The 19123-nt window shown below is 72.6% G+C and carries 19 protein-coding genes; 4 read left to right on the forward strand and 15 right to left on the reverse strand.

All coding sequences use genetic code 11. The features are described from left to right. Window positions 1-86: 86 nt before the first annotated feature. The 5 genes from IF54_RS0111295 to IF54_RS0111315 all read right to left on the reverse strand — a co-directional run bounded on the left by IF54_RS0111295 (window position 87) and on the right by IF54_RS0111315 (window position 5830). On the reverse strand, window positions 87-1355 hold the full coding sequence (locus IF54_RS0111295) for an RNA polymerase sigma factor (protein WP_030317230.1): 1269 nt from the start codon (window positions 1353-1355) through the stop codon (window positions 87-89). A gap of 71 nt (window positions 1356-1426) precedes the next feature. Further along, window positions 1427-1783 carry a YciI family protein gene (locus IF54_RS0111300; RefSeq protein ID WP_030317231.1) on the reverse strand — a complete coding sequence of 119 codons (357 nt, stop codon included), beginning with the start codon at window positions 1781-1783 and terminating at the stop codon, window positions 1427-1429. A gap of 137 nt (window positions 1784-1920) precedes the next feature. Beyond that, on the reverse strand, window positions 1921-3330 hold the full coding sequence (locus IF54_RS0111305; RefSeq protein ID WP_030317233.1) for an FG-GAP repeat domain-containing protein: 1410 nt from the start codon (window positions 3328-3330) through the stop codon (window positions 1921-1923). A 119-nt stretch (window positions 3331-3449) separates the two neighbouring features. Then, window positions 3450-4499 (reverse strand): LCP family protein, encoded by a 1050-nt coding sequence (locus IF54_RS0111310; protein ID WP_234438963.1) that lies wholly within the window; start codon window positions 4497-4499, stop codon window positions 3450-3452. Window positions 4500-4765: 266 nt separating this feature from the next. Then, window positions 4766-5830, reverse strand: a complete 1065-nt coding sequence (locus tag IF54_RS0111315) for a LacI family DNA-binding transcriptional regulator (RefSeq protein ID WP_030317238.1) — start codon at window positions 5828-5830, stop codon at window positions 4766-4768. A 132-nt stretch (window positions 5831-5962) separates the two neighbouring features. Here IF54_RS0111315 and IF54_RS0111320 point away from each other — a divergent pair, with 132 nt between their 5' ends. The 3 genes from IF54_RS0111320 to IF54_RS0111330 all read left to right on the forward strand — a co-directional run bounded on the left by IF54_RS0111320 (window position 5963) and on the right by IF54_RS0111330 (window position 10176). Then, on the forward strand, window positions 5963-8269 hold the full coding sequence (locus IF54_RS0111320; protein ID WP_030317240.1) for a glycoside hydrolase family 3 N-terminal domain-containing protein: 2307 nt from the start codon (window positions 5963-5965) through the stop codon (window positions 8267-8269). Window positions 8270-8338: 69 nt separating this feature from the next. Beyond that, window positions 8339-9868, forward strand: a complete 1530-nt coding sequence (locus IF54_RS0111325; protein ID WP_159002114.1) for a hypothetical protein — start codon at window positions 8339-8341, stop codon at window positions 9866-9868. Beyond that, window positions 9865-10176, forward strand: a complete 312-nt coding sequence (locus IF54_RS0111330) for a hypothetical protein (protein WP_051735402.1) — start codon at window positions 9865-9867, stop codon at window positions 10174-10176. Before IF54_RS0111325 ends, IF54_RS0111330 begins: the two co-directional genes overlap by 4 nt. Before the next feature lie 9 nt (window positions 10177-10185). On the opposite strand, the gene IF54_RS0111335 is transcribed toward IF54_RS0111330, so the two are convergent. The 4 genes from IF54_RS0111335 to tsaB are packed head-to-tail and all read right to left on the reverse strand — an operon-like array spanning window position 10186 to window position 12743. Then, window positions 10186-10446 (reverse strand): hypothetical protein, encoded by a 261-nt coding sequence (locus IF54_RS0111335; RefSeq protein ID WP_030317244.1) that lies wholly within the window; start codon window positions 10444-10446, stop codon window positions 10186-10188. Then, on the reverse strand, window positions 10443-11567 hold the full coding sequence (gene tsaD, locus IF54_RS0111340; protein WP_030317246.1) for a tRNA (adenosine(37)-N6)-threonylcarbamoyltransferase complex transferase subunit TsaD: 1125 nt from the start codon (window positions 11565-11567) through the stop codon (window positions 10443-10445). The genes IF54_RS0111335 and tsaD overlap by 4 nt, the downstream gene beginning before the upstream one ends. After that, entirely contained in the window at window positions 11560-12090 is a 531-nt protein-coding gene (rimI, locus tag IF54_RS0111345; RefSeq protein WP_030317248.1) for a ribosomal protein S18-alanine N-acetyltransferase, read from the reverse strand. Before rimI ends, tsaD begins: the two co-directional genes overlap by 8 nt. Then, complete coding sequence (gene tsaB, locus IF54_RS0111350; protein WP_030317249.1) at window positions 12087-12743, reverse strand: tRNA (adenosine(37)-N6)-threonylcarbamoyltransferase complex dimerization subunit type 1 TsaB; 657 nt, start codon at window positions 12741-12743, stop codon at window positions 12087-12089. The genes rimI and tsaB overlap by 4 nt, the downstream gene beginning before the upstream one ends. A 118-nt stretch (window positions 12744-12861) precedes the next feature. Here tsaB and IF54_RS0111355 point away from each other — a divergent pair, with 118 nt between their 5' ends. Next, complete coding sequence (locus IF54_RS0111355) at window positions 12862-13437, forward strand: hypothetical protein (RefSeq protein ID WP_030317250.1); 576 nt, start codon at window positions 12862-12864, stop codon at window positions 13435-13437. A 25-nt stretch (window positions 13438-13462) separates the two neighbouring features. Here IF54_RS0111355 and IF54_RS42980 read toward each other — a convergent pair whose 3' ends face one another. From IF54_RS42980 to IF54_RS0111385, 6 genes are all read right to left on the reverse strand, one after another. Continuing rightward, window positions 13463-13639: a hypothetical protein gene (locus IF54_RS42980; protein WP_199821198.1), complete on the reverse strand. Its 177-nt coding sequence runs from the start codon at window positions 13637-13639 to the stop codon at window positions 13463-13465. 181 nt (window positions 13640-13820) lie between these two features. Further along, entirely contained in the window at window positions 13821-14327 is a 507-nt protein-coding gene (gene tsaE, locus IF54_RS0111365) for a tRNA (adenosine(37)-N6)-threonylcarbamoyltransferase complex ATPase subunit type 1 TsaE (RefSeq protein WP_030317251.1), read from the reverse strand. Next, window positions 14299-15549, reverse strand: a complete 1251-nt coding sequence (locus tag IF54_RS0111370; RefSeq protein ID WP_030317252.1) for an alpha/beta fold hydrolase — start codon at window positions 15547-15549, stop codon at window positions 14299-14301. Before IF54_RS0111370 ends, tsaE begins: the two co-directional genes overlap by 29 nt. A gap of 87 nt (window positions 15550-15636) precedes the next feature. After that, complete coding sequence (alr, locus tag IF54_RS0111375; RefSeq protein ID WP_030317253.1) at window positions 15637-16806, reverse strand: alanine racemase; 1170 nt, start codon at window positions 16804-16806, stop codon at window positions 15637-15639. Between the two features lie 75 nt (window positions 16807-16881). Further along, window positions 16882-17532 (reverse strand): M23 family metallopeptidase, encoded by a 651-nt coding sequence (locus IF54_RS0111380; RefSeq protein ID WP_030317254.1) that lies wholly within the window; start codon window positions 17530-17532, stop codon window positions 16882-16884. A gap of 115 nt (window positions 17533-17647) precedes the next feature. Beyond that, a complete protein-coding gene (locus tag IF54_RS0111385; protein ID WP_030317255.1) occupies window positions 17648-19117 on the reverse strand; it encodes a bifunctional ADP-dependent NAD(P)H-hydrate dehydratase/NAD(P)H-hydrate epimerase in 1470 nt (489 codons plus the stop codon). Window positions 19118-19123: the final 6 nt, after the last annotated feature.

Genomic DNA, 19123 nt, shown 5'->3' on the forward strand with positions numbered 1-19123 from the left:
CGTGTCACTTTAAATCGCAAGGAAACGCGAGGGAACCGAGTTACGAGTAAACACCTGTGCGAATTCAGGTCACGATCCGCTTCGGGTCACGATCCGCACTCCCTGGCCCGCTCCAGGAGCAGCTCCCGCTCCCGTTCGTTGCGTGTCAGCGCGGCCGCGCGTTCGAACTCGGTCCGGGCCTCCTTCGTACGGCCGAGGCGGGCGAGGAGGTCGCCGCGGACGCTCGGCAGCAAGTGGTAGTCGTGCAGGGCGGGTTCGCCGGTGAGCGCGTCGACGATCTCCAGGGCCGGGGCCGGGCCCTCGGCCATGGAGACGGCGACCGCGCGGTTGAGTTCGACGACCGGGGAGGGGGCGCGGGCGGCGAGCAGGGCGTAGAGGGTGGCGATGGCCCGCCAGTCGGTCTCCTCGTAGGAGTACGCGTGCGCGTGGCAGGCGGCGATGCCCGCCTGGAGGACGTAGGGGCCGGGAGCGCCGACGGTCGTGGCCTCCGCGCGGGACAGGGCCTTGATGCCGCGGGCGACGAGCATGCGGTTCCAGCGGCTGCGGTTCTGGTCCTTGAGGAGGACGGGTTCGCCGCGCGGTCCGGTGCGGGCGGCCGTCCGAGACGCCTGGAACTCCAACAGGGCCGCCAGGCCGTGCACTTCGGGTTCCTTGGGCATGAGGGCGGACAGCAGCCGGGCCAGGCGCAGGGCGTCCTCGCACAGGGAGGGGCGCAGCCAGTCGTCGCCCGCGGTGGCCGCGTAACCCTCGTTGAAGATCAGGTAGATGACGTCCAGGACCGAGCCGAGGCGGGCCTCGCGGTCGGGGCCGTAGGGCACCTCGAAGGCGATGTTCTTCGTGGCGAGGGTCCGTTTGGCGCGCACGATGCGCTGGGCGACCGTGGCCTCCGGGACCAGGAAGGCGCGGGCGATCTCGGGGGTGGCCAGGCCGCCGAGCAGGCGCAGGGTGAGCGCGGTGCGGGCCTCCGCGGACAGCACCGGGTGACAGGTGGTGAAGACGAGCCGGAGCAGGTCGTCGTCGATGTCGTCGGGGTCGGCGGGCTCCTCGGGCGGGGCGGTCTCCGACAGGTCCCGGCCGATCTCGGCCAGCTTGCGGGCGTAGTTCTCACGGCGCCGGACCAGGTCCACGGCCTTGCGCCGCGCGATGGCCATGAGCCAGGCGCCCGGGTTGTCCGGGACGCCGTCACGCGGCCACTGCTCCAGGGCCGCGACCAGCGCGTCCTGGGCGAGTTCCTCGGCGATGCCGACGTCCCGGACGACCCGGGTGACGCCGGCGATGATCCGGGGCGACTCCAGACGGAAGACGGTCTCGACGGAGGTGCGGGCGTCGGCGCGGGAGGGCTGTGAGGTGGTCACAGCCCCCCATTCGACACCCGTGCGGTCCCCTGGCCAAGGAAGGCCGAGGAAGACGGCCCGGCTTCCCGGTCTCAGCCCTCCGCGATCTCCCGCACCTCGCAGGTGACCGTCCAGTGCTCCTCGTGGACCTTCAGGAAGCGCTTGGTCCACTCGATCGCCTCGGCCATGTCCTTGGCCTGCACGATCGCGTACCCGCCGACGACCTCCTTGGCCTCGGTGAAGGGCCCGTCGGTCACCGACAGCTCGCCCTTCTCCCAGTGGACCCGGGCCCCCTGCGCGGTCGGCGTCAGTCCGGCGGTGTCGAGCAGCACCCCGGCCTTCGTCATCTCCTCGATCAGCTCGCCCATGCGCTGCATCAGGGCTTCGGAGGGACCCTCGGCGGGAGCGGTCTTCTCGTCGATCTGGACCATCGACAGGTAACGCGGCATGGTGACTCCTCGGTCGCTGCGGGGCCGGTCCTTCCCGGCCTCTCACCAGTGCGTCGATCGGAAGGGCCCGGGATCGACAGACTCCGCGGATTTCTTCGGAGAATTCTTCCCGGGCCCTTCATCATCGCCCTGACCTGCTACGACAGCGAGCCGCCGAACGAGGCCCGCTCGATCGGCGCCCCGACCGTGCGGGGTCCGAAGGTGAAGGCCGCGTCCGTCACGATGCCGGCCGGACGCCCGCGCAGCGACCAGACCGCGCCCTCGCCGGCGTTCCCGCCCTCGACCATGTTCTCGCGGGACGCCGACGCCGCGAGGTCCGCGTAGCCGTTGCCGTTGATGTCGAGGACGCTGACCGCGTCGCCGAAGTTGTCGCTCGCCTCCGCGGCACCGGGGACTCCGTCCGTGTCCTGGGTGAAGCCCTGGGCGCCCGTGCCGGTCAGACCGCCGCGACCGCCGTAGAGGACGTTGACCATGCCGGCCCCGTCCTTGTCGCCGAGCTTCTCGCCGGGCGAGCCCACGGCCACGTCCGCGAAGCCGTCGTTGTCGACGTCACCGGCGGACACCGCGTAGCCGAAGGCGTCCCCCTCCTCCTTGGCGCCGGGGACCCCTTCGGTGTCCTGGCTGTACGACTTCCAGGTCGAGGCCGGCTTCAGACCGGAGCCCGAGCCGAGGGCCACCGTGACCGAGGAGTCGTTCGGGACGCCCCGGACGACGTCGTCGAAGCCGTCGCCGTTGACGTCGCCGAAGGCGACCTGGCCGCTGCCCGCCGGGGAGTCGGCGTAGGTGAACCCGCCTCCGGAGGCGTTGGCCAGGTACAGCTGGGAGCCGACGCCTCCGTCACCGGTGTAGACGGTCAGCGCGAGGTCGTCGCGCCCGTCGCCGTTGACGTCCCCGGCGGCCGCGTACGTCACGTCGTAGGGGTTCACCCTGGTCGAGCCGAAGTCCTGCGTGGCGGTCGGCTTCCCGTCCCGGGAGATCGGGCCCCGCCAGACGGTGGCCTTGGTGCCGAGCGGGTCGTCGCCCTGGGAGCGGCCGCCGCGGAACAGGACCAGGTCCGGCCAGCTGTCGCCGTCGAAGTCGCCCGCCTGGGTGGTCGCCGCGGGCACCGACACCCCGCCGGACAGGCCCTCCTTGGATCCCCAGACGACGACCGCGTCCCGGGTCGAGGAGGCCTGGCCGATGATCAGGTCGGTGCGGCCGTCGCCGTCCAGGTCCCCCGTGGACAGCTGGTAGCCGAAGTTCTCACCCGCGGCGGGATCGCCCGGGATGCCGCTGGTCGAACGGCTGATGATGGTGCGGCTGTCCTTGGTCAGGCCGTGCGGGCCGCCGTACATGACGGTGACGTAGCCCGCCCCCTGCTTGCCGCCGATCGTGGCGGTCGGGGCGCCGACGGCGAGGTCCTTGTAGCCGTCGCCGTTGAAGTCGTCCTGGACGGCCTTCGACTCGGCCGCCGAGGCGCTGCCGGCGAGGGCGGGGACGGCGCCGAGCGCGAGCACTCCGGCGATCAGCGGCACGGACCAGGCTTTGTACGCACGCGAGTTGGACATCTGTGTTTCCCCCTGGTTACTGCAATGTGGTCACCGCAACAGACATCACTGGACGCGCGCTGGTTGCAGCAGTCATCCAGTTTTTTCGGTGAACACGTCAGCGGGAACTCGGGGAGAGTTCACCGGAGGGACTTCCAGAGCTTGCTCGCGGCGGGCTCCTCGGCCACCACCCGGTTGGGGTTCGAGGGCGCGGGCACCACCGGCATGGTCACCGTTCTCACCTCGCCGCTCGGCAGGCCCTTCAGGCTCTCGCCGAGGTCGATGAGATCGGACAGGGAGGCGAGACCGGTGTCGGTGGTGATGCTGCCGGTGATCGCGTCGGCGACGGTGTACAGCCTGGTGGGGCTGGTCAGGAGGTTCGTGGCGGCCATCTGCTCCAGCAGGGCCTTCACGAGGGTCTGCTGGAGGCCTATGCGGCCCAGGTCGCTGCCGTCGCCTATGCCGTGCCGGGTGCGGGCGAGCGCGAGGGCCTTCTTTCCGTCCAGGTGGTGGGTGCCCGCCTTCAGGTGCAGGTGGCTGTCGTCGTCGTCGATGTCCTCGTCCGTGGTGACCGTGACCCCGCCGAGGGCGTTCACCAGCTTGGCGAAGCCGGAGAAGTCGATCTCGAGGTAGTGGTCCATGCGGACGTCGGTGAGCGACTCGACGGTCTTCACGGCGCACACCGGACCGCCCACCGAGTAGGCGCTGTTGAACATCGCGCCGTACGCCACCGCCGAGGAGCCGCCGCTCTTGAGGGGGCAGGAAGGGCGGGTGAGGAGGGTGTCGCGGGGGATGCTGACGATCGTGGCCCCGGTGCGTCCGGCGTCGACGTGCACGACCATCGCGGTGTCGGAGCGGGCGCCGGTGCTGTCGCCGCCGCCGAGTGCCTTGTTCTCCTTGCCGCTGCGTGAGTCCGAGCCGAGGACCAGGATGTTGACGGCTTCGGTGGGGAGGGCGGCCGTGGTGGTGGAGGGTGAGGGGGTCGGGGTCGCCCTGGGGGGTCGGTCGTCGCCGAGCGCGGTGTTGATGTCGACGCTCTTGATGTTGTTGTTGAGATGCCAGTAGGCCCAGCCGGCCGCCCCCGCGCCCACCACCAGCAGACCCGCGAAAGCGAGACCGGCGACCTTCCACACCCCCGGCCGCCGACCTGGTCTTCTCCCGGCGTCCCCGTCCCCGTTCTGTCCCGTCACGGGCAAGAACGTAAGTCCGAATTATTACGGGCAGGAACCTTGAGACCCCATTACTTCGGAAATTCTCAGACTTCTCATCCCGGTGTCACGGAGCGCTCCGCGGAGGGTGCCTCCCGGCTCCGCCGAGCGCCGCCGGACTCCGCAGAAGAGACGTCGAAAGTTTCGACCTCAAAGTCGACTGGCTTCGAATCCGTGTGGCCGCACGCCCCCCGGCTCGGGGCGGGCGGCGCGTCGGCGGAACGTCCTCCCTGGTCACGCCACCCCGTTCACCCCGCCGGAGGCGATGCCGTGCTGCTGCGGACCACCAGGCTCGTCGCCAGTTCCACCCGGGTCGCCGCCGGGGTGCCGGCGTCGCGGCCCAGGTCGAGGACCAGCTTGGCGGCGGCCTCGGCCATCTCGGTCAGGGGCTGCCGTACGGTCGTCAGCGGCGGCCCCACCCAGCGCGCCACCGGAAGGTCGTCGAACCCGACCACGCTCAGGTCCTCCGGGATGCGCAGCCCCAGCTCGCGCGCGGCCTCGTACAGGCCGAGCGCCTGGAGGTCGTTGCCGGCGAAGACCGCCGTCGGCCGGTCCGGGCGGCGCAGGAGTTCCAGACCCCGCCGGTAGCCGGTCTCGTGGTGGAAGTCGCCGGCCATGATCAGCCCGGGGTCGACCGGCAGTCCGGCGGTCTCCAGGGCGGCCCGGTAGCCGTCGACGCGCGCCCGGCTGCACATCATGCGGGAGGGCCCGGTGATCGCGCCGATCCGCCGGTGCCCGAGGTCGACCAGGTGCCGGGTGGCGGCCAGCCCGCCCTGCCAGTTGGTGGCGCCGATCGAGGGCACGTCGGCGCCCGGATCGCCGGCCGGGTCCATCACCACGAACGGGATCGACCTGCTGCCCAGCAGCGCGCGCTGGGACTCGTCGAGCCCGGACAGCACGAGGACCACGCCGTAGGGGCGACGGGCGGCGACCTGGTCGGCCCAGGTGCGGCCGGGGGTGAGCCGGCCCGCGCTCTCGCTCAGCACCACGCTGAGCCCGGCGTCCCGGGCCACGTTCTCCACACCCCGGATCACCTCCATCGCCCACGCGCTCTCCAGTTCGTGGAAGACCAGGTCGATCAGGGGCGAACGGCTCGCCTCGGCGCGCCGGCGCCGGTAGCCGTGCGCGCGCAGCAGGTCCTCGACGCGGGCACGGGTCGCGGGCGCGACATCGGCCCTGCCGTTGAGGACCTTCGAAACTGTCGGCGCCGATACGCCGGCCTCCCGAGCGATCTCGGCGAGGGTCGCGGTCTGCTGCGACCGCCCCACCGCAGGGGAAGTCGTCCGGGTTTCAGCGGGCTCCGGGGGTGTCATGGCGGCGATCGTATCCCTGCGCGACCTCTTGACGAACCCTCCTGACGGCCCTAGGTTCCCAAAACATTCGGATTTAATATCGAAACATTCGCGAAGGTCGTCGACCCGACAGTCGAGCCCGACAGGAGTTACATGACCACCGCGCCCTGGCGTGACCCCGCCCTGACCGCCGCCGCCCGCGTCGACGACCTGCTCTCCCGGATGACCCTGGAGGAGAAGACCGCCCAGCTGTACGGCGTGTGGGTGGGCGCCAGCACGGACGGGGACGGCGTCGCTCCCCTGCAACGCGAGATGACCGCCGAGTACGACTGGGACGAGCTGATCACCCGGGGGCTCGGCCAGCTGACCCGCCCCTTCGGCACCGCCCCCGTGGACCCGGCGCTGGGCGCGCAGGCATTGGCCCGCGCCCAGCGCCGAATCGCCGAGGCGGGCCGCTTCGGCATCCCCGCGCTGGCCCACGAGGAGTGCCTGGCCGGCTTCACCACCTGGCGGGCGACCGCCTATCCGGTCCCGCTCGCCTGGGGTGCGAGCTGGGACGCCGAACTGGTCGAGGAGATGGCCGGCGCCATCGGCCGCGACCTGCGTACGGTCGGCGTCCACCAGGGCCTGGCCCCCGTTCTGGACGTCGTTCGCGACCCGCGCTGGGGGCGGGTCGAGGAGACGATCGGCGAGGACCCGTACCTGGTGGGCACGATCGGCGCCGCATACGTGCGGGGTCTGGAACGGGCCGGGATCGTCGCCACGCTCAAGCACTTCGCCGGGTACGCCTCCTCGGCGGGGGCCCGCAACCTCGCGCCGGTACGGGCCGGTGTGCGGGAGTTCGCCGACATCACCCTGCCGCCCTTCGAGTTCGCGCTGCGCGAGGGCGGGGCGCGCTCGGTGATGGCCGCGTACACCGACACCGACGGCGTGCCGGCCTCCGCCGATCCCGGACTGCTGACCGAACTCCTGCGCGGGGACTGGGGGTTCACCGGCACGGTCGTCGCCGACTACTTCGGCGTCGGGTTCCTCCAGACCCAGCACCGGGTCGCCGGCACCGAGGCGGGCGCGGCCCGCGCGGCCCTGGAGGCGGGGCTGGACGTCGAACTGCCGACGGTGAAGTGCTACGGCCGTCCGCTCGTCGAGGCGGTCCGGGCCGGGGAGATCCCCGAGGACCTGATCGACCGGGCGGCCCGCCGGGTCCTGCTCCAGAAGTGCGAACTGGGCCTGCTGGACGAGGACTGGGACCCGGAACCCACCGGCCGGATCGACCTCGACTCGACGGCGAACCGGGCGCTTGCCCGCCGCCTCGCCGAGGAGTCGGTGGTCCTGCTCGACAACCCGGACGGTCTGCTCCCGCTCGCCCCGGACACCCGGATCGCGGTCGTCGGCCCGCGCGCCGCCGACGCGCTGGCGATGCTCGGCTGCTACTCGTTCCCCTCCCATGTGCTCACCCACCACCCGGACGTCCCGACGGGCATCGAGATCCCGACGGTCCTGGACGCCCTGCGCGCCGAACTCCCGGACGCCAAGGTGACGTTCACCGAGGGCTGCGGGGTCGACGACCCGGACACCGGAGGCTTCGAGGAGGCGGTGGCCCGCACGGCCGAGGCGGACGTCTGCGTGGCGGTGCTCGGCGACCGGGCGGGCCTGTTCGGCCGGGGCACCTCGGGCGAGGGCTGCGATGTGACGGACCTGCGACTCCCGGGCGTCCAGGGCGAGTTGCTGGACGCCCTGGTCGCGACCGGCGTCCCGGTCGTCCTCGTCCTGCTCACCGGCCGCCCCTACGCGCTGGGCCGCTGGCAGGGCCGGCTCGGCGCGGTCGTCCAGGCGTTCTTCCCGGGCGAGGAGGGCGGCCCGGCGCTCGCCGGGGTCCTCTCGGGCCGGGTGAACCCCTCGGGCCGCCTCCCGGTGAGCGTCCCGCAGGTGCCCGGCGGCCAGCCCTGGACCTACCTCCAGCCGCCGCTCGGCCTCGCGGGCGAGGTCAGCAACCTGGACCCGACCCCGCTGTACGCCTTCGGACACGGCCGCTCCTACACGGAGTTCGTGTGGGAGGACGTCGAGGGCTCGACGCCGGACATCTCCACCGACGGCTCCTACGACCTCGCCGTCACCGTCCGCAACACCGGCGACCGCGCGGGCGCCGAGGTGGTCCAGCTGTATCTGCACGACCCGGTCGCCTCGGTGACCCGCCCGGACGTCCGCCTGATCGGCTACCGGCGGGTGGAGCTGACTCCGGGCGAGTCCCGCCGGGTCACCTTCCGCTTCCACACGGACCTGTCCGCCTTCACCGACCGCAGGGGCCGGAGGATCGTGGAGCCGGGCGACCTGGAACTGCGGCTGGCATCGTCGAGCGCGGAGACAAGGTATACGACGCGGCTTCAACTTACGGGCACCGTGAGGGAGTTGGGGCCAGATCGACGACTGCGCTGCGAGACGCAGGAACTACCCGTTTCCTGACCTTCCGACCTCTCGCCAGCCGGCCCCGCCGCCTCTACTTTGGGAGGACTGACCGGCGAGGGGGACGCCATGGCTCCAGGGGGACGGGCCGCGTTGCCGAAGTACCACACGGACATGGTCACGCGGCAGTTGTGCGGTCACACCTATCGCGATCCGGTCTTCGCCACGAGCGTGGTCGACACGTTCGTGACGGACCGGCTCCGCGCCCATGGGCAGCCCATGGGCGTCGATCTCGTCGCCGTGGCCCGGCACGCGGTCCGGGCCCGGCGGCTGTTCCTGCTACGGGACACACTGCTCGCCCTGTGCTCCGCCGCCGCCCTGGTGGGCGCCGTCGGGGCGATCTCGGCGCTGTGGGCGCGCGATGTCGGCCAACTGGGCACGTGCGCGCTCATCGCCGTCGGCGGATGTCTCGCCGGCGCGGTCGCCGTGTACATCTGGGGCTGGGTGCTGTGGCGGGCGGCGCAGGCCGTGCAGTGGGGCACCGCACCGCCGCGCGAGGGCGCCGACCCGGTGCGCGAGGACCTGGAGAAGGAGCTGGACTCCCTTGACGAGTCCAATGTCGTCGCCTACGCCACTGCGGGACAGTACGTCGAGCATCCCTTCATAGGCGCCGGTGTCTACGTCATGGAGCGTGTGTGGGCGGGCATCGACGTGAGCAAGCCGGCCAAGGACGACCAGGGCGTCGAGCTGACCCGGAAGCTGTTCGACGAGGTCGATCTGCACTACTACGTCGCCGAGCACGTCGGCCACCTCGCCGGGCTCGACGGGCTCCGCGCCCGTAACCGCCTGCACGTGATGGGTCAGCACGCCGGCGACGTGCCGGGGCTGCTCCCGGACGACGGGCGGCACCGGCCCGCGACCAGGATCGAGACCGCTCTCGTCGACGCGGGCATCTCGGAGACCCAGGACGTCATGCGCACCTACCTCGTCATGGAGCGCGTCGGGGCGAGCGGTTCGTACGTCGTGACGGTGAACGTACGCGCCCGGCTCGCCCACGACCGGCTCTCCTGGGAGATCGGCGCCTACTACCTGCCGCCCGTGTACGCGTTCCTCAACAACGCCGACACCCGCAGCTTCGGCCCCTTCGAGCAGGCGTGGCGGCTGCTCGGCTTCACCCGCCGCGAACTGCGCTCACAGTTGTTCGGCTCCCTGCGCCGCGTACTCGGCCTGCCGTCCCGGCTGCTCGTCCAGGAGCTGCGCCGCCGCCGGGACCTCGCCAGGATCGCCCGGGGCTACTTCGACTACGGCACGGCGGGCACCCTGCGCGCGGCGGCCACGGACTTCGGACGCCGCCGCGACTTCACCCAGCAGATGGACGCCAAGGACTCCTACCAGCGCATCCAGCAGGGTGTGCTGCTCGCCACCGAGCAGTTCCTGAAGGACCACAACGTCGACGTCTCCGACCTGAAGGAGGCCCGCACGACGATCAACCGACAGACGTACAACTTCAAGGGCCCGATCAGCGGCCAGAACATCTTCGGCGACTACGGCGTCAACTTCGCGTCCGGCGCGGGCTCACATCCGGGCCCGGCGATGGACGACGGAGGCGGTGGGAGCGGAGAGAAGCAGGCCGAGGACGACGACAAGGGGGACACATGAGCACCTTCAACTTCCACAACGGCGCCGACATCAAAGGCGTGAGCAACTTCGGCGACGGCGGCCGGATCGTCCTGACCCCCGAAGCTCTGGCGGCCGCCTGCGACAAGGCCGACGAGCTGGTCGGCGCACTGGGCGACCAGGCCGGTCCGGCCGAGGAGTTGCGGGAGGAACTCGAAGGCGCGGAGGAGGACCGAGCCGTGGACGCGTCCCGGATACACCGACTGCTGGCGACGATTCAGGACAGCACGGCAGCCGGCACCGGAGTGGTGGCCCTGATCGACTCCCTGCGGCGACTCATCGGGCGCTGACCTGCGCCGTCATGTGTCGCCGTCGACCGACTCGAACCGCCACCGGTGCACCGCCCGGGCGACCAACTCATCTCCCGGCTCCGGGAGTTCCGGCAGCTCGGCGTCGTAGGCCGCGTCCCACCACGTGATGACCAGGACGCGGTCCCCCTCGGCCCGGAGGGTCTCCCGCCGCAGCGGCCGTACCGGAAGCTCCTGGCGGCGGGCCCAGGCGAGGAGTTCGTGGCCTCGCCCGTCGGCCGCCCGGGCCTCCCACATCAGCGCGACCGTCACGAGTAGAGGTTCCCCTCGCCGACCTCGTGCACGTGGTCGTGGCCCGAGCCGCCGAGTCCGTGCACATGGTCGTGGTCGTGGCCCGGCACGTGCGGGTCGGTCACCGGGAGCGAGGAGTCGGCGGAGAGGTCCCAGCTGGAGGCCGGGCGGCCGCGGGCCACCATCTCCGAGCCGAGCGCGGCGACCATAGCGCCGTTGTCGGTGCACAGCTTGGGCCGCGGGACCCGCAGCCGGATGCCGGCGGCCTCGCAGCGCTCCTGGGCCAGGGACCGGAGGCGGGAGTTGGCGGCGACACCGCCGCCGATCATCAGGTGGTCGACGCCCTCGTCCTTGCAGGCCCGCACGGCCTTGCGGGTCAGCACGTCCACGACCGCCTCCTGGAAGGAGGCCGCCACGTCGCGCACCGGCACCTCCTCCCCCGCGGCCCGCTTGGCCTCGATCCAGCGGGCGACGGCCGTCTTCAGCCCGGAGAAGGAGAAGTCGTACGCCGGGTCGCGGGGCCCGGTCAGTCCGCGCGGGAAGGAGATCGCGTTCGGGTCGCCCTCCTTCGCGTACCGGTCGATGACCGGGCCGCCGGGGAAGCCGAGGTTCAGCACCCGGGCGATCTTGTCGAAGGCCTCGCCGGCCGCGTCGTCGATGGTGGCGCCCATGGGCCGTACGTCGGAGGTGATGTCCGAGGACAGCAGGAGGGAGGAGTGGCCGCCGGAGACCAGCAGCGCCATCGTCGGCTCCGGCAGCGCTCCGTGCTCCAGCTGGTCCACGCAGATGTGCGAGGCGAGGTGGTTGACGCCGTAGAGGGGCTTGCCGAGGGCGTAGGCGTACGCCTTCGCCGCGGAGACCCCGACGAGGAGCGCGCCGGCGAGTCCGGGGCCGGCGGTGACGGCGATGCCGTCGAGGTCCCTGGCCGAGACCCCGGCCTCCTTCAAAGCGCGCTCGATGGTCGGCACCATCGCCTCGAGGTGCGCCCGCGAGGCGACCTCGGGGACGACACCCCCGAACCGGGCGTGCTCGTCCACGCTGGACGCGATGGCGTCGGCCAGCAGGGTGGTCCCCCGGACGATGCCGACGCCGGTCTCGTCACAGGAGGTCTCGATGCCCAGGACAAGTGGTTCGTCAGCCATTGATCTCGGTTCCTCGTACGGAAGTCGACCCCGCGGCGGAGTCGCTGTCGGGTGCGGTGGTCAGTCGCATGACCAGGGCGTCCACATTGCCCGGCTGGTAGTAGCCGCGCCGGAACCCGATGGCCTCGAAGCCGAAGCGCTCGTAGAGCTTCTGGGCGCGGAGGTTGTCGATCCGGCACTCCAGCATCACTTCGGCGCACTCGAAGGCGGTCGCGGCCCGCAGCAGCTCGGTCAGCAGGGTGGCCCCGAGTCCGGTCCCCCAGTGGTCACGGGCGACCGCGATGGTCTGTACGTCGGCCAGCTCGCCGGCGGCGGCGAGCCCCGCGTACCCCACGATCCGCTCGCCCTCCTCGGCCACCACGTACCGCCGGGTCGCCTCGGGACCGCGCGAGTGCGCCAGCTCGGACCAGAACATGCCCCGGGACCAGGCGTCCTCGGGGAAGAGGTCCCGCTCCAGCTCCAGGACGGGGTCGATGTCCCACCAGCGCATCTCGCGCAGTACGGGCTTCACGGGGGTGGTCACTTGGGGGTGACCACCTTGTAGTTCTTGGGCACCTGGGCGTCGGGCCGCCGCAGGTACAGCGGGCGGGGTGCGGGCAGTTCCTCCCCGGCCGCGATCCGCTCGGCCGCGAGGGCGGCGAGCGCGGCGGCGCTGACGTGCTCGGGTTCGCGCGCGTCGGGGAAGGTGTCGGGGTAGAGCAGGGCCCCGGCTCCGACGGCCGGCAGTCCCGCGACCCGCTCGGCGATGTCGGCGGGCCGGTCGACCGAGGGTTCACCGGTTCGGGTACGGGAGTCCTCGAACAGCGCCCAGTAGACCTCCTTGCGGCGCGCGTCGGTGGCCACCACGAAAGGCCCCTCGGGGATGTCGGCCGCGTACGCGAGCCCGTCCAGGGTGCACACCGCGTGCACGGGCACCCCGAGGGCGAGCCCGAAGGTGTCCGCGGTCATGAGTCCGACCCGCAGCCCGGTGTAGGGCCCGGGACCGGTTCCCACGACCACCCCGGTCACGGCGTCCAGCTTCACCCCCGCCGCACGGAGCACACGGTCGACGGCCGGGAGGAGCAGTTCCCCGTGCCGACGGGCGTCCACCTGGGCGAAGGAGGCGAGAACGTCCCGCCCGTCGTGCAGGGCGACGGTCACGGCAGGGGTGGCGGTATCCAGAGCGAGCAACAGCACGCGAACAGCCTACGGCTCCCGGGAGGACGGGGCGGCCTCAGGCCGACTTCGGCGCAGCGGGCGACCTCGAGCTGCTACCGTCGCCACAAATCAGGACTAAATACACAAGAGGTCACCGGTGGCACCCAGCAGCGCAGGCTTCGTAACCGCCCTCACCACAGCGGCCCTCGCGACGGTCGGCCTCCTCGGCTACCAGGCCTCCACCACCGCCCCCGCCAAGAACCGCACGGACAGCACCCCCGTGGCGGTCACCTCGAAGGCCACCCAGCACCGGAAGGACCCCACCGCTCTCCCCGCCGCCTCCGGCACCGGCGCACGCGTCGTGTACTCCCTGGACGACGACCGGGTCTGGCTGGTGGGCCCCGGCGACGCGGTCACCCGCACCTTCAAGGTGACCCCGGGGAACGTCGACCCCGCCCCCGGCGTCTACGCGGTCGGCTCCCGGTCCAACCTGATCACCGGCACCGACGGCATCCCCGTCGAGCACGTGGTCCGCTTCGCCTCCGACGTCGACGGCGTGGCCATCGGCTTCAGCGCGGCCGTGCGGGACGCGGCGCCCGGTCCGGACCCCACGCCCCTCGCAGACACCGGCACCGGCACCGTGCGGACGGGCGGCATCCGGGAGTCCCGCGCGGACGGCGACGCGATGTGGACCTTCGCGATGATCGGCGCGCAGGTCGTCGTGGTCCCCTGAGCACGGCCGGGCGGCCCTGGAGGGCTCAGGCGGCCCGGGGCCGGTCCCGCTCCACGGCGTCGCCGCCGGTCCCCGGGTCGGGCAGCCGCGGCGGGGTGGAGACGGCTTCCGCCGCGGCGCAGGACGCCAGCAGATCGCGCATGGACACCCCCGCGACGATCGCGTACGGCTGCTGGCGGGGCCGGTTCTCGGTGGCCGACATGGACGCCTCCTGAGGTTCGGGGGCGGGCGTAGTTAGGCACACCTAACTACGGGCTGGGTACCATGTGACCACGCACGGGATGCCGAACGCAATATCTTGCCGACGCGTTGTCGGAACGTTCACGGAAACCGCCCGTCCTACGGCGGACACAGCGACCAGGCGTTCAGGCCGTGAGGGACGCTCAGGCCGTGAGCACGCTCAGGTCGGCCGCGGTCCAGCGCTCCCCGACCGGCGTCAGCGTCACGTGCCGCACCTCGTCGGTGGTGTCACCGACCGCCCGGTGGATCTGCACGTGCAGCCGGTCGTCGGTCAGCTCCTCGACCTTGCCCTCGCCCCACTCCACGACGATCACCGACTCCGGCAGCGACACGTCGAGGTCGAGGTCCTCCATCTCGTCGAGCCCGCCGCCCAGGCGGTACGCGTCGACGTGCACGAGCGGCGGCCCGTCCCCCAGGGACGGGTGCACCCGGGCGATCACGAAGGTCGGCGAGGTCACGGCCCCCCGTACCCCGAGTCCCTCACCGAGTCCGCGGGTCAGGGTCGTCTTGCCCGCGCCGAGCTCCCCGCTGAGCATCACCAGGTCCCCCGCGCGCAGCAGCTTGGCGAGCTTCAGGCCCAGCTCGCGCATCTGCTCGGGGGAGGTGACGGTCAGCTCGGTCTCAACCGGGTTGCGCGGTACTGCTTCCATAACCGCCAACGGTAGCCCCTGCGGGCACCGCCCCCGCGCGGGTGAGGAGGTCGGCGAGGCGGTCGGTGACCACTTCCGGGTGTTCCAGCATGACCAGGTGCCCGGCGTCCGGGACCAGGACGAGTTCCGCCTCGGGGAGCAGGGAGGCGATCGCCTCGCTGTGCTCGCTGGGGGTGACCATGTCCCCCACTCCGGCGAGCACGAGGACCGGCTTGTCGGCGAAGTGGGCGAGGGCGGCGGTCTTGTCGTGGTTGTCGAACGCCGGGTAGTACTCGGCGACCACGTCGATCGGGGTGCCCTCGATCATCCGCTCGGCGAACCGCACGATGGCCGGGTCGACGTCCCGGGAGGCGAAGGAGTACCGCTTGATGATCCCGGCGAACAGGTCGGCGGTGGCCCGGCGCCCCTTCTCCACCAGGTCGGCCCGCTGCCCCAGCGCCTTGAGGACGCCCGGCAGCACCCGCCGTACGGCGTTCACCCCGGCGACCGGCAGCCCGAAGTTGACCTCGCCGAGCTTGCCGGACGAGGTGCCGACCAGGGCCACCGCGACCACCCGGTCACGGATCAGCTCGGGGAACTGATCGGCCAGCGCCATCACGGTCATGCCGCCCATGGAGTGTCCGACGAGCACGATGGGCCCCTCGGGGACGGTCGCGTCTATGACGGCCTTCAGGTCGCGTCCGAGCTGCTCGATGTCGACCGGCACCCCGTCCTGCACCTGCCGCACGCCCCGCCCGGACCGGCCGTGGCTGCGCTGGTCCCAGTGCACGGTCCGCACGACACCCCTGAGGGCGGCCCGCTGGAAGTGCCAGGAGTCCTGGCTGAGGCAGTAGCCGTGGCTGAAGACGACGGTGACGGGGGCGGGGGCCTTGCGCCCGAACAGCCGGCGCCGGCGCGGCGACAGCGCGGGCACGGCCTCCGGGTCCACGTCGTCGACCTCGTAGTACAGCTCGGTGCCGTCGTCGGCGTACGCCTTGCCGGGGGTGCCGCGCAGCGCGCCGTACGGACCGGCCGAGTCGAGGGCGAGGCGTGCCTTCTGCCGCATGCCGCGTCCGACGGTGAGCCGCTCGACGGCGACGCCCGCCGCGGCGCCCGCGGCGATCACGCCTATCGCGGCGCCCGCGATCCCGGTCGCCCGGCGCCAGCCGGCGCCCGCCCCCGCCGCGGAGGCGAGGGCCACCGTGGCGGCGTCCACGACGGCCTCCGCACTGCTCTCGCTCACGTACCGCTCCTGTTCGCTGGGTCAGGTGTCGCTGGGTCGGGTGACACGGGTGTGGCACGAGGCGTGGTTCTGACACGCACTGTGCGACTACCCCGCTTGTTCCTCGTTCACATAGACGCGCGGAACGCGGGTTCCGATGCGGGTCACGATTTCGTACGCGATGGTGCCCGCGGCCTGGGCCCAGTCCTCGGCGGTGGGCTCGCCCCCGTCGCCGGGCCCGAAGAGTACGGCCGGAGCCCCGGCCGGCGGTTCGTCGCCGCCGAGGTCCACGACGAACTGGTCCATGGCGACCCGCCCGGCGACCGTACGCCACTTGCCGTCGACCAGGACCGGGCCGGCCCCGGAGGCGTGCCGGGGGACGCCGTCCGCGTAACCGACGGGGACGAGTCCGAGGGTGGTCTCACCGGGGGTCACATAGCGGTGGCCGTAGCTGACGCCATGGCCGCCCGGGACGCGCTTGACCAGGGCGATCGACGCGGACAGTGTCATCACCGGGCGCAGTCCGAAGTCGGCGGGGGCGCCGAGGTCGGGGCTGGGCGAGATGCCGTAGACCGCGATCCCGGTGCGGACCAGGTCGAAGTGGCTCTCCGGAAGGGTGAGCGTGGCGGGCGAGTTGGCGATGTGCCGGACCTCGGGGGTGACCCCCTGGCCCTCGGCGTAGGCCACCATCTCGCGGAAGAGGGCGAGCTGGGCGGCGATGGAGGGGTGCCCGGGCTCGTCGGCGCAGGCGAAGTGGGACCAGAGGCCGGTGACGCGCAGGAGTCCCTCGGACTGGGCGCGCAGGGCCTCGGCGACCAGCTCGGCCCAGTCCTCGCCGGGCTGGCAGCCGCCGCGCCCGAGCCCGGTGTCGGCCTTGAGCTGCACGCGCGCGGGCCGGCCCGCCGCGCGGGCCGCGTCGGCGACCTCGCGCAGCGCCCACAGGTCGCTGGCGGACACGTCGAGATCGGCCTCGATCGCCTCCCGCCAGGGCCCGCCGGGGGTCCACAGCCAGCACATGATCCGCCCCGGCAGACCCGCCTTGCGCAGCGCGAGGGCCTCCTCCGGGGTGGCGGTGCCCAGCCACTCGGCACCCGCCTCGACCGCGGCGCGGGCACAGGGCACCGCGCCGTGGCCGTAGGCGTCGGACTTGACCACCGCCATGAGGGCGGCCCCGGACGCGCGGGCGCGCAGGGTCCGCACATTGGCCCGCAGCGCGGCCAGGTCGATCTCGGCTCGGGCGCGGAGCGGCGCGGTCGGGGCGGTGGCTGTCTCGTTCATGGCGCCCCCAGTGTCTCAGAGGCGACCGACACCACCGATGAGCACGTCCCCGGGGGACGCCCTCACATGAAGGTGTCAGAGGGTCAGGCCGTGCCGGGCCAGGTACTTCACGGGGTCGATGTCCGAGCCGTACCCGCGTTTGGCGCGCACCTCGAAGTGCAGGTGCGGGCCGGTGGCACGCCCGGTGGCACCGCTGCTGCCGATGCGGGTTCCGGCCTTGACCTTGGCACCGCGGGCGACCGAGATCCGCGAGAGATGGCCGTAGACGACGTACCGGGAGTCGCTCAGCTTGATCGTCACGGCCTTCCCGTACGACCCCGACCAGCTGGCCAGGACGACGACGCCGGTGCCGACCGCGTAAACCGGGGTGCCCTTGGGCACGGCAAGATCCACTCCGGTGTGGTATCCCACCAGCCAGTTGCCCCGCACCCGGTAACGCATCGTCACCCGGGCTCGCTTGCGGATGGGTCTGCTCCACTTGGCTGGGGCGAGGGCGCGGTCGCTGTCACCGACCTCGACGTCCTCGGTGGCCGCCAGCTGTTTCTCGAATTCCTCGTCGTAGTCGTCGCCGGCGCAGGTGCCTTGGGGCTCCTCCGCCGACGTATCAGGGGGGTTGGGGGGATCCGGGGAGTCCTCACGGAAACCGAGAACGGGACTCCCCAGAACGACTGCCGCGCCGCCCAGCCACTCACGCCGGGTGGTGCCGCGTATATTTGGCTCATCCATGCGGCCAGCGAAACATCGCTCTTTCGGCGCCGCATATTCGACCGAGCGGTATTGGTCCCATCAGGTAGTAGTTCGGGGCCCGTCGTCCATTTGCCGCCCCGCGCTCACGCCTCCGTCAGTCGTTGAGGTCCGTCACGTCCCGCCAGGCCTCCGGCACCGCCTCGGCGACGTCGTGCGCCCCCACCGGTGCCCCGTCCGCCGCGAACCGCCCGGCCAGCCCGTGCAGGTACGCCGCCGTGCTGCCGGCGTCCAGGGCACCGAGCCCCGAGGCCAGCAGGGAGCCCGCGAGACCGGACAGCACGTCTCCGCTGCCGGCGGTGGCCAGCCAGGCCGTCCCGGTCGGATTGACGCGTACGGCCCCGCCGCCCGGGTCGGCGACGAGTGTGGTCGAGCCCTTGAGCAGCACGGTCGCGTCATAGCGGGCGGCGAGTTCCCGCGCGGAGGCCAGCCGGGCCCCCTCGACCTCCTCCCGGGGCACCCCGAGGAGCGCGGCGGCCTCGCCGGCGTGCGGGGTCATGAGGGTCGGCGCGGTCCGCGCGCGTACGGCGTCCCGGTCGGCGAGGCGCAGCCCGTCCGCGTCGACGAGCACGGGCACGTCGGAGGCCAGCACCTCACCGACGGCCGAGGCGTCGTCACCGGCCCCCGGCCCGACCACCCAGGCCTGTACCCGTCCGGCCTGCTGCGGCCCCCGGTCGGAGACGAGGGTCTCGGGGAAGCGGGCGAGCACGGCGTCCCCGGCGGGCCCGACGTACCGCACGGCCCCGGCGCCGCCGCGCAGCGCCCCGGCCACGGCGAGCACGGCGGCCCCGGGATAGCGCGCGGATCCGGCGGCGATGCCGACGACACCGCGCCGGTACTTGTCGCTCTCTCCGGACGGCACCGGCAACAGCCGCCGTACATCGGCGTGTTGGAGGGCCTCCAGGACGGGCTGCCCGGGAAGGTCGAGGCCGATGTCGACCAGCCGTACGGACCCGGCGTACTCGCGCGCCGGATCGACCAGCAGCCCCGGCTTGTGCGTCCCGAAGGTGACGGTGAGGTCGGCCCGTACGGCGGCCCCCCGCACCTCCCCGGTGTCGGCGTCGACCCCGCTCGGCAGATCCACGGCCACGACGGCACAGCGCGCGCCGTCGGCGACCGCGGCCAGCCGTGCCGCGTCGGGCCGCAGCCCGCCCTTCCCGCCGATCCCGACGATGCCGTCGAGGAGGAGGTCGGCATCCCGGATCGCGTGCTCGGCGGTCTCGATGGTCTGGGCAGTGTCGGCGGTCTCGATGATGTCGACGGTTCGCCCACCGGCCCGGCGCAGGGCGGCGAGCCCCCCGGCGTGGGCCCGCTCGGGCGCGAGGAGCACGGCGGTGACCCCGGCGCCGCGCCGCGCGAGGCGTGCGCCCGCGTAGAGGGCGTCCCCGCCGTTGTCGCCGCTGCCGACGAGCAGCACGACCCGGCGGCCGTACACCCGACCCAGCAGGTCCGCGCAGGCCGCCGCGAGCCCGGCTGCCGCCCGCTGCATGAGCGCACCCTCCGGCAACCGGGCCATCAGCTCCCGCTCGGCCGCCCTGACCGTCTCCACGCTGTACGCAGTTCGCATGGGTCC

Source organism: Streptomyces sp. NRRL B-3229, from assembly GCF_000719505.1.
GTDB classification, from domain to species: Bacteria; Actinomycetota; Actinomycetes; order Streptomycetales; family Streptomycetaceae; genus Streptomyces; species Streptomyces griseorubiginosus.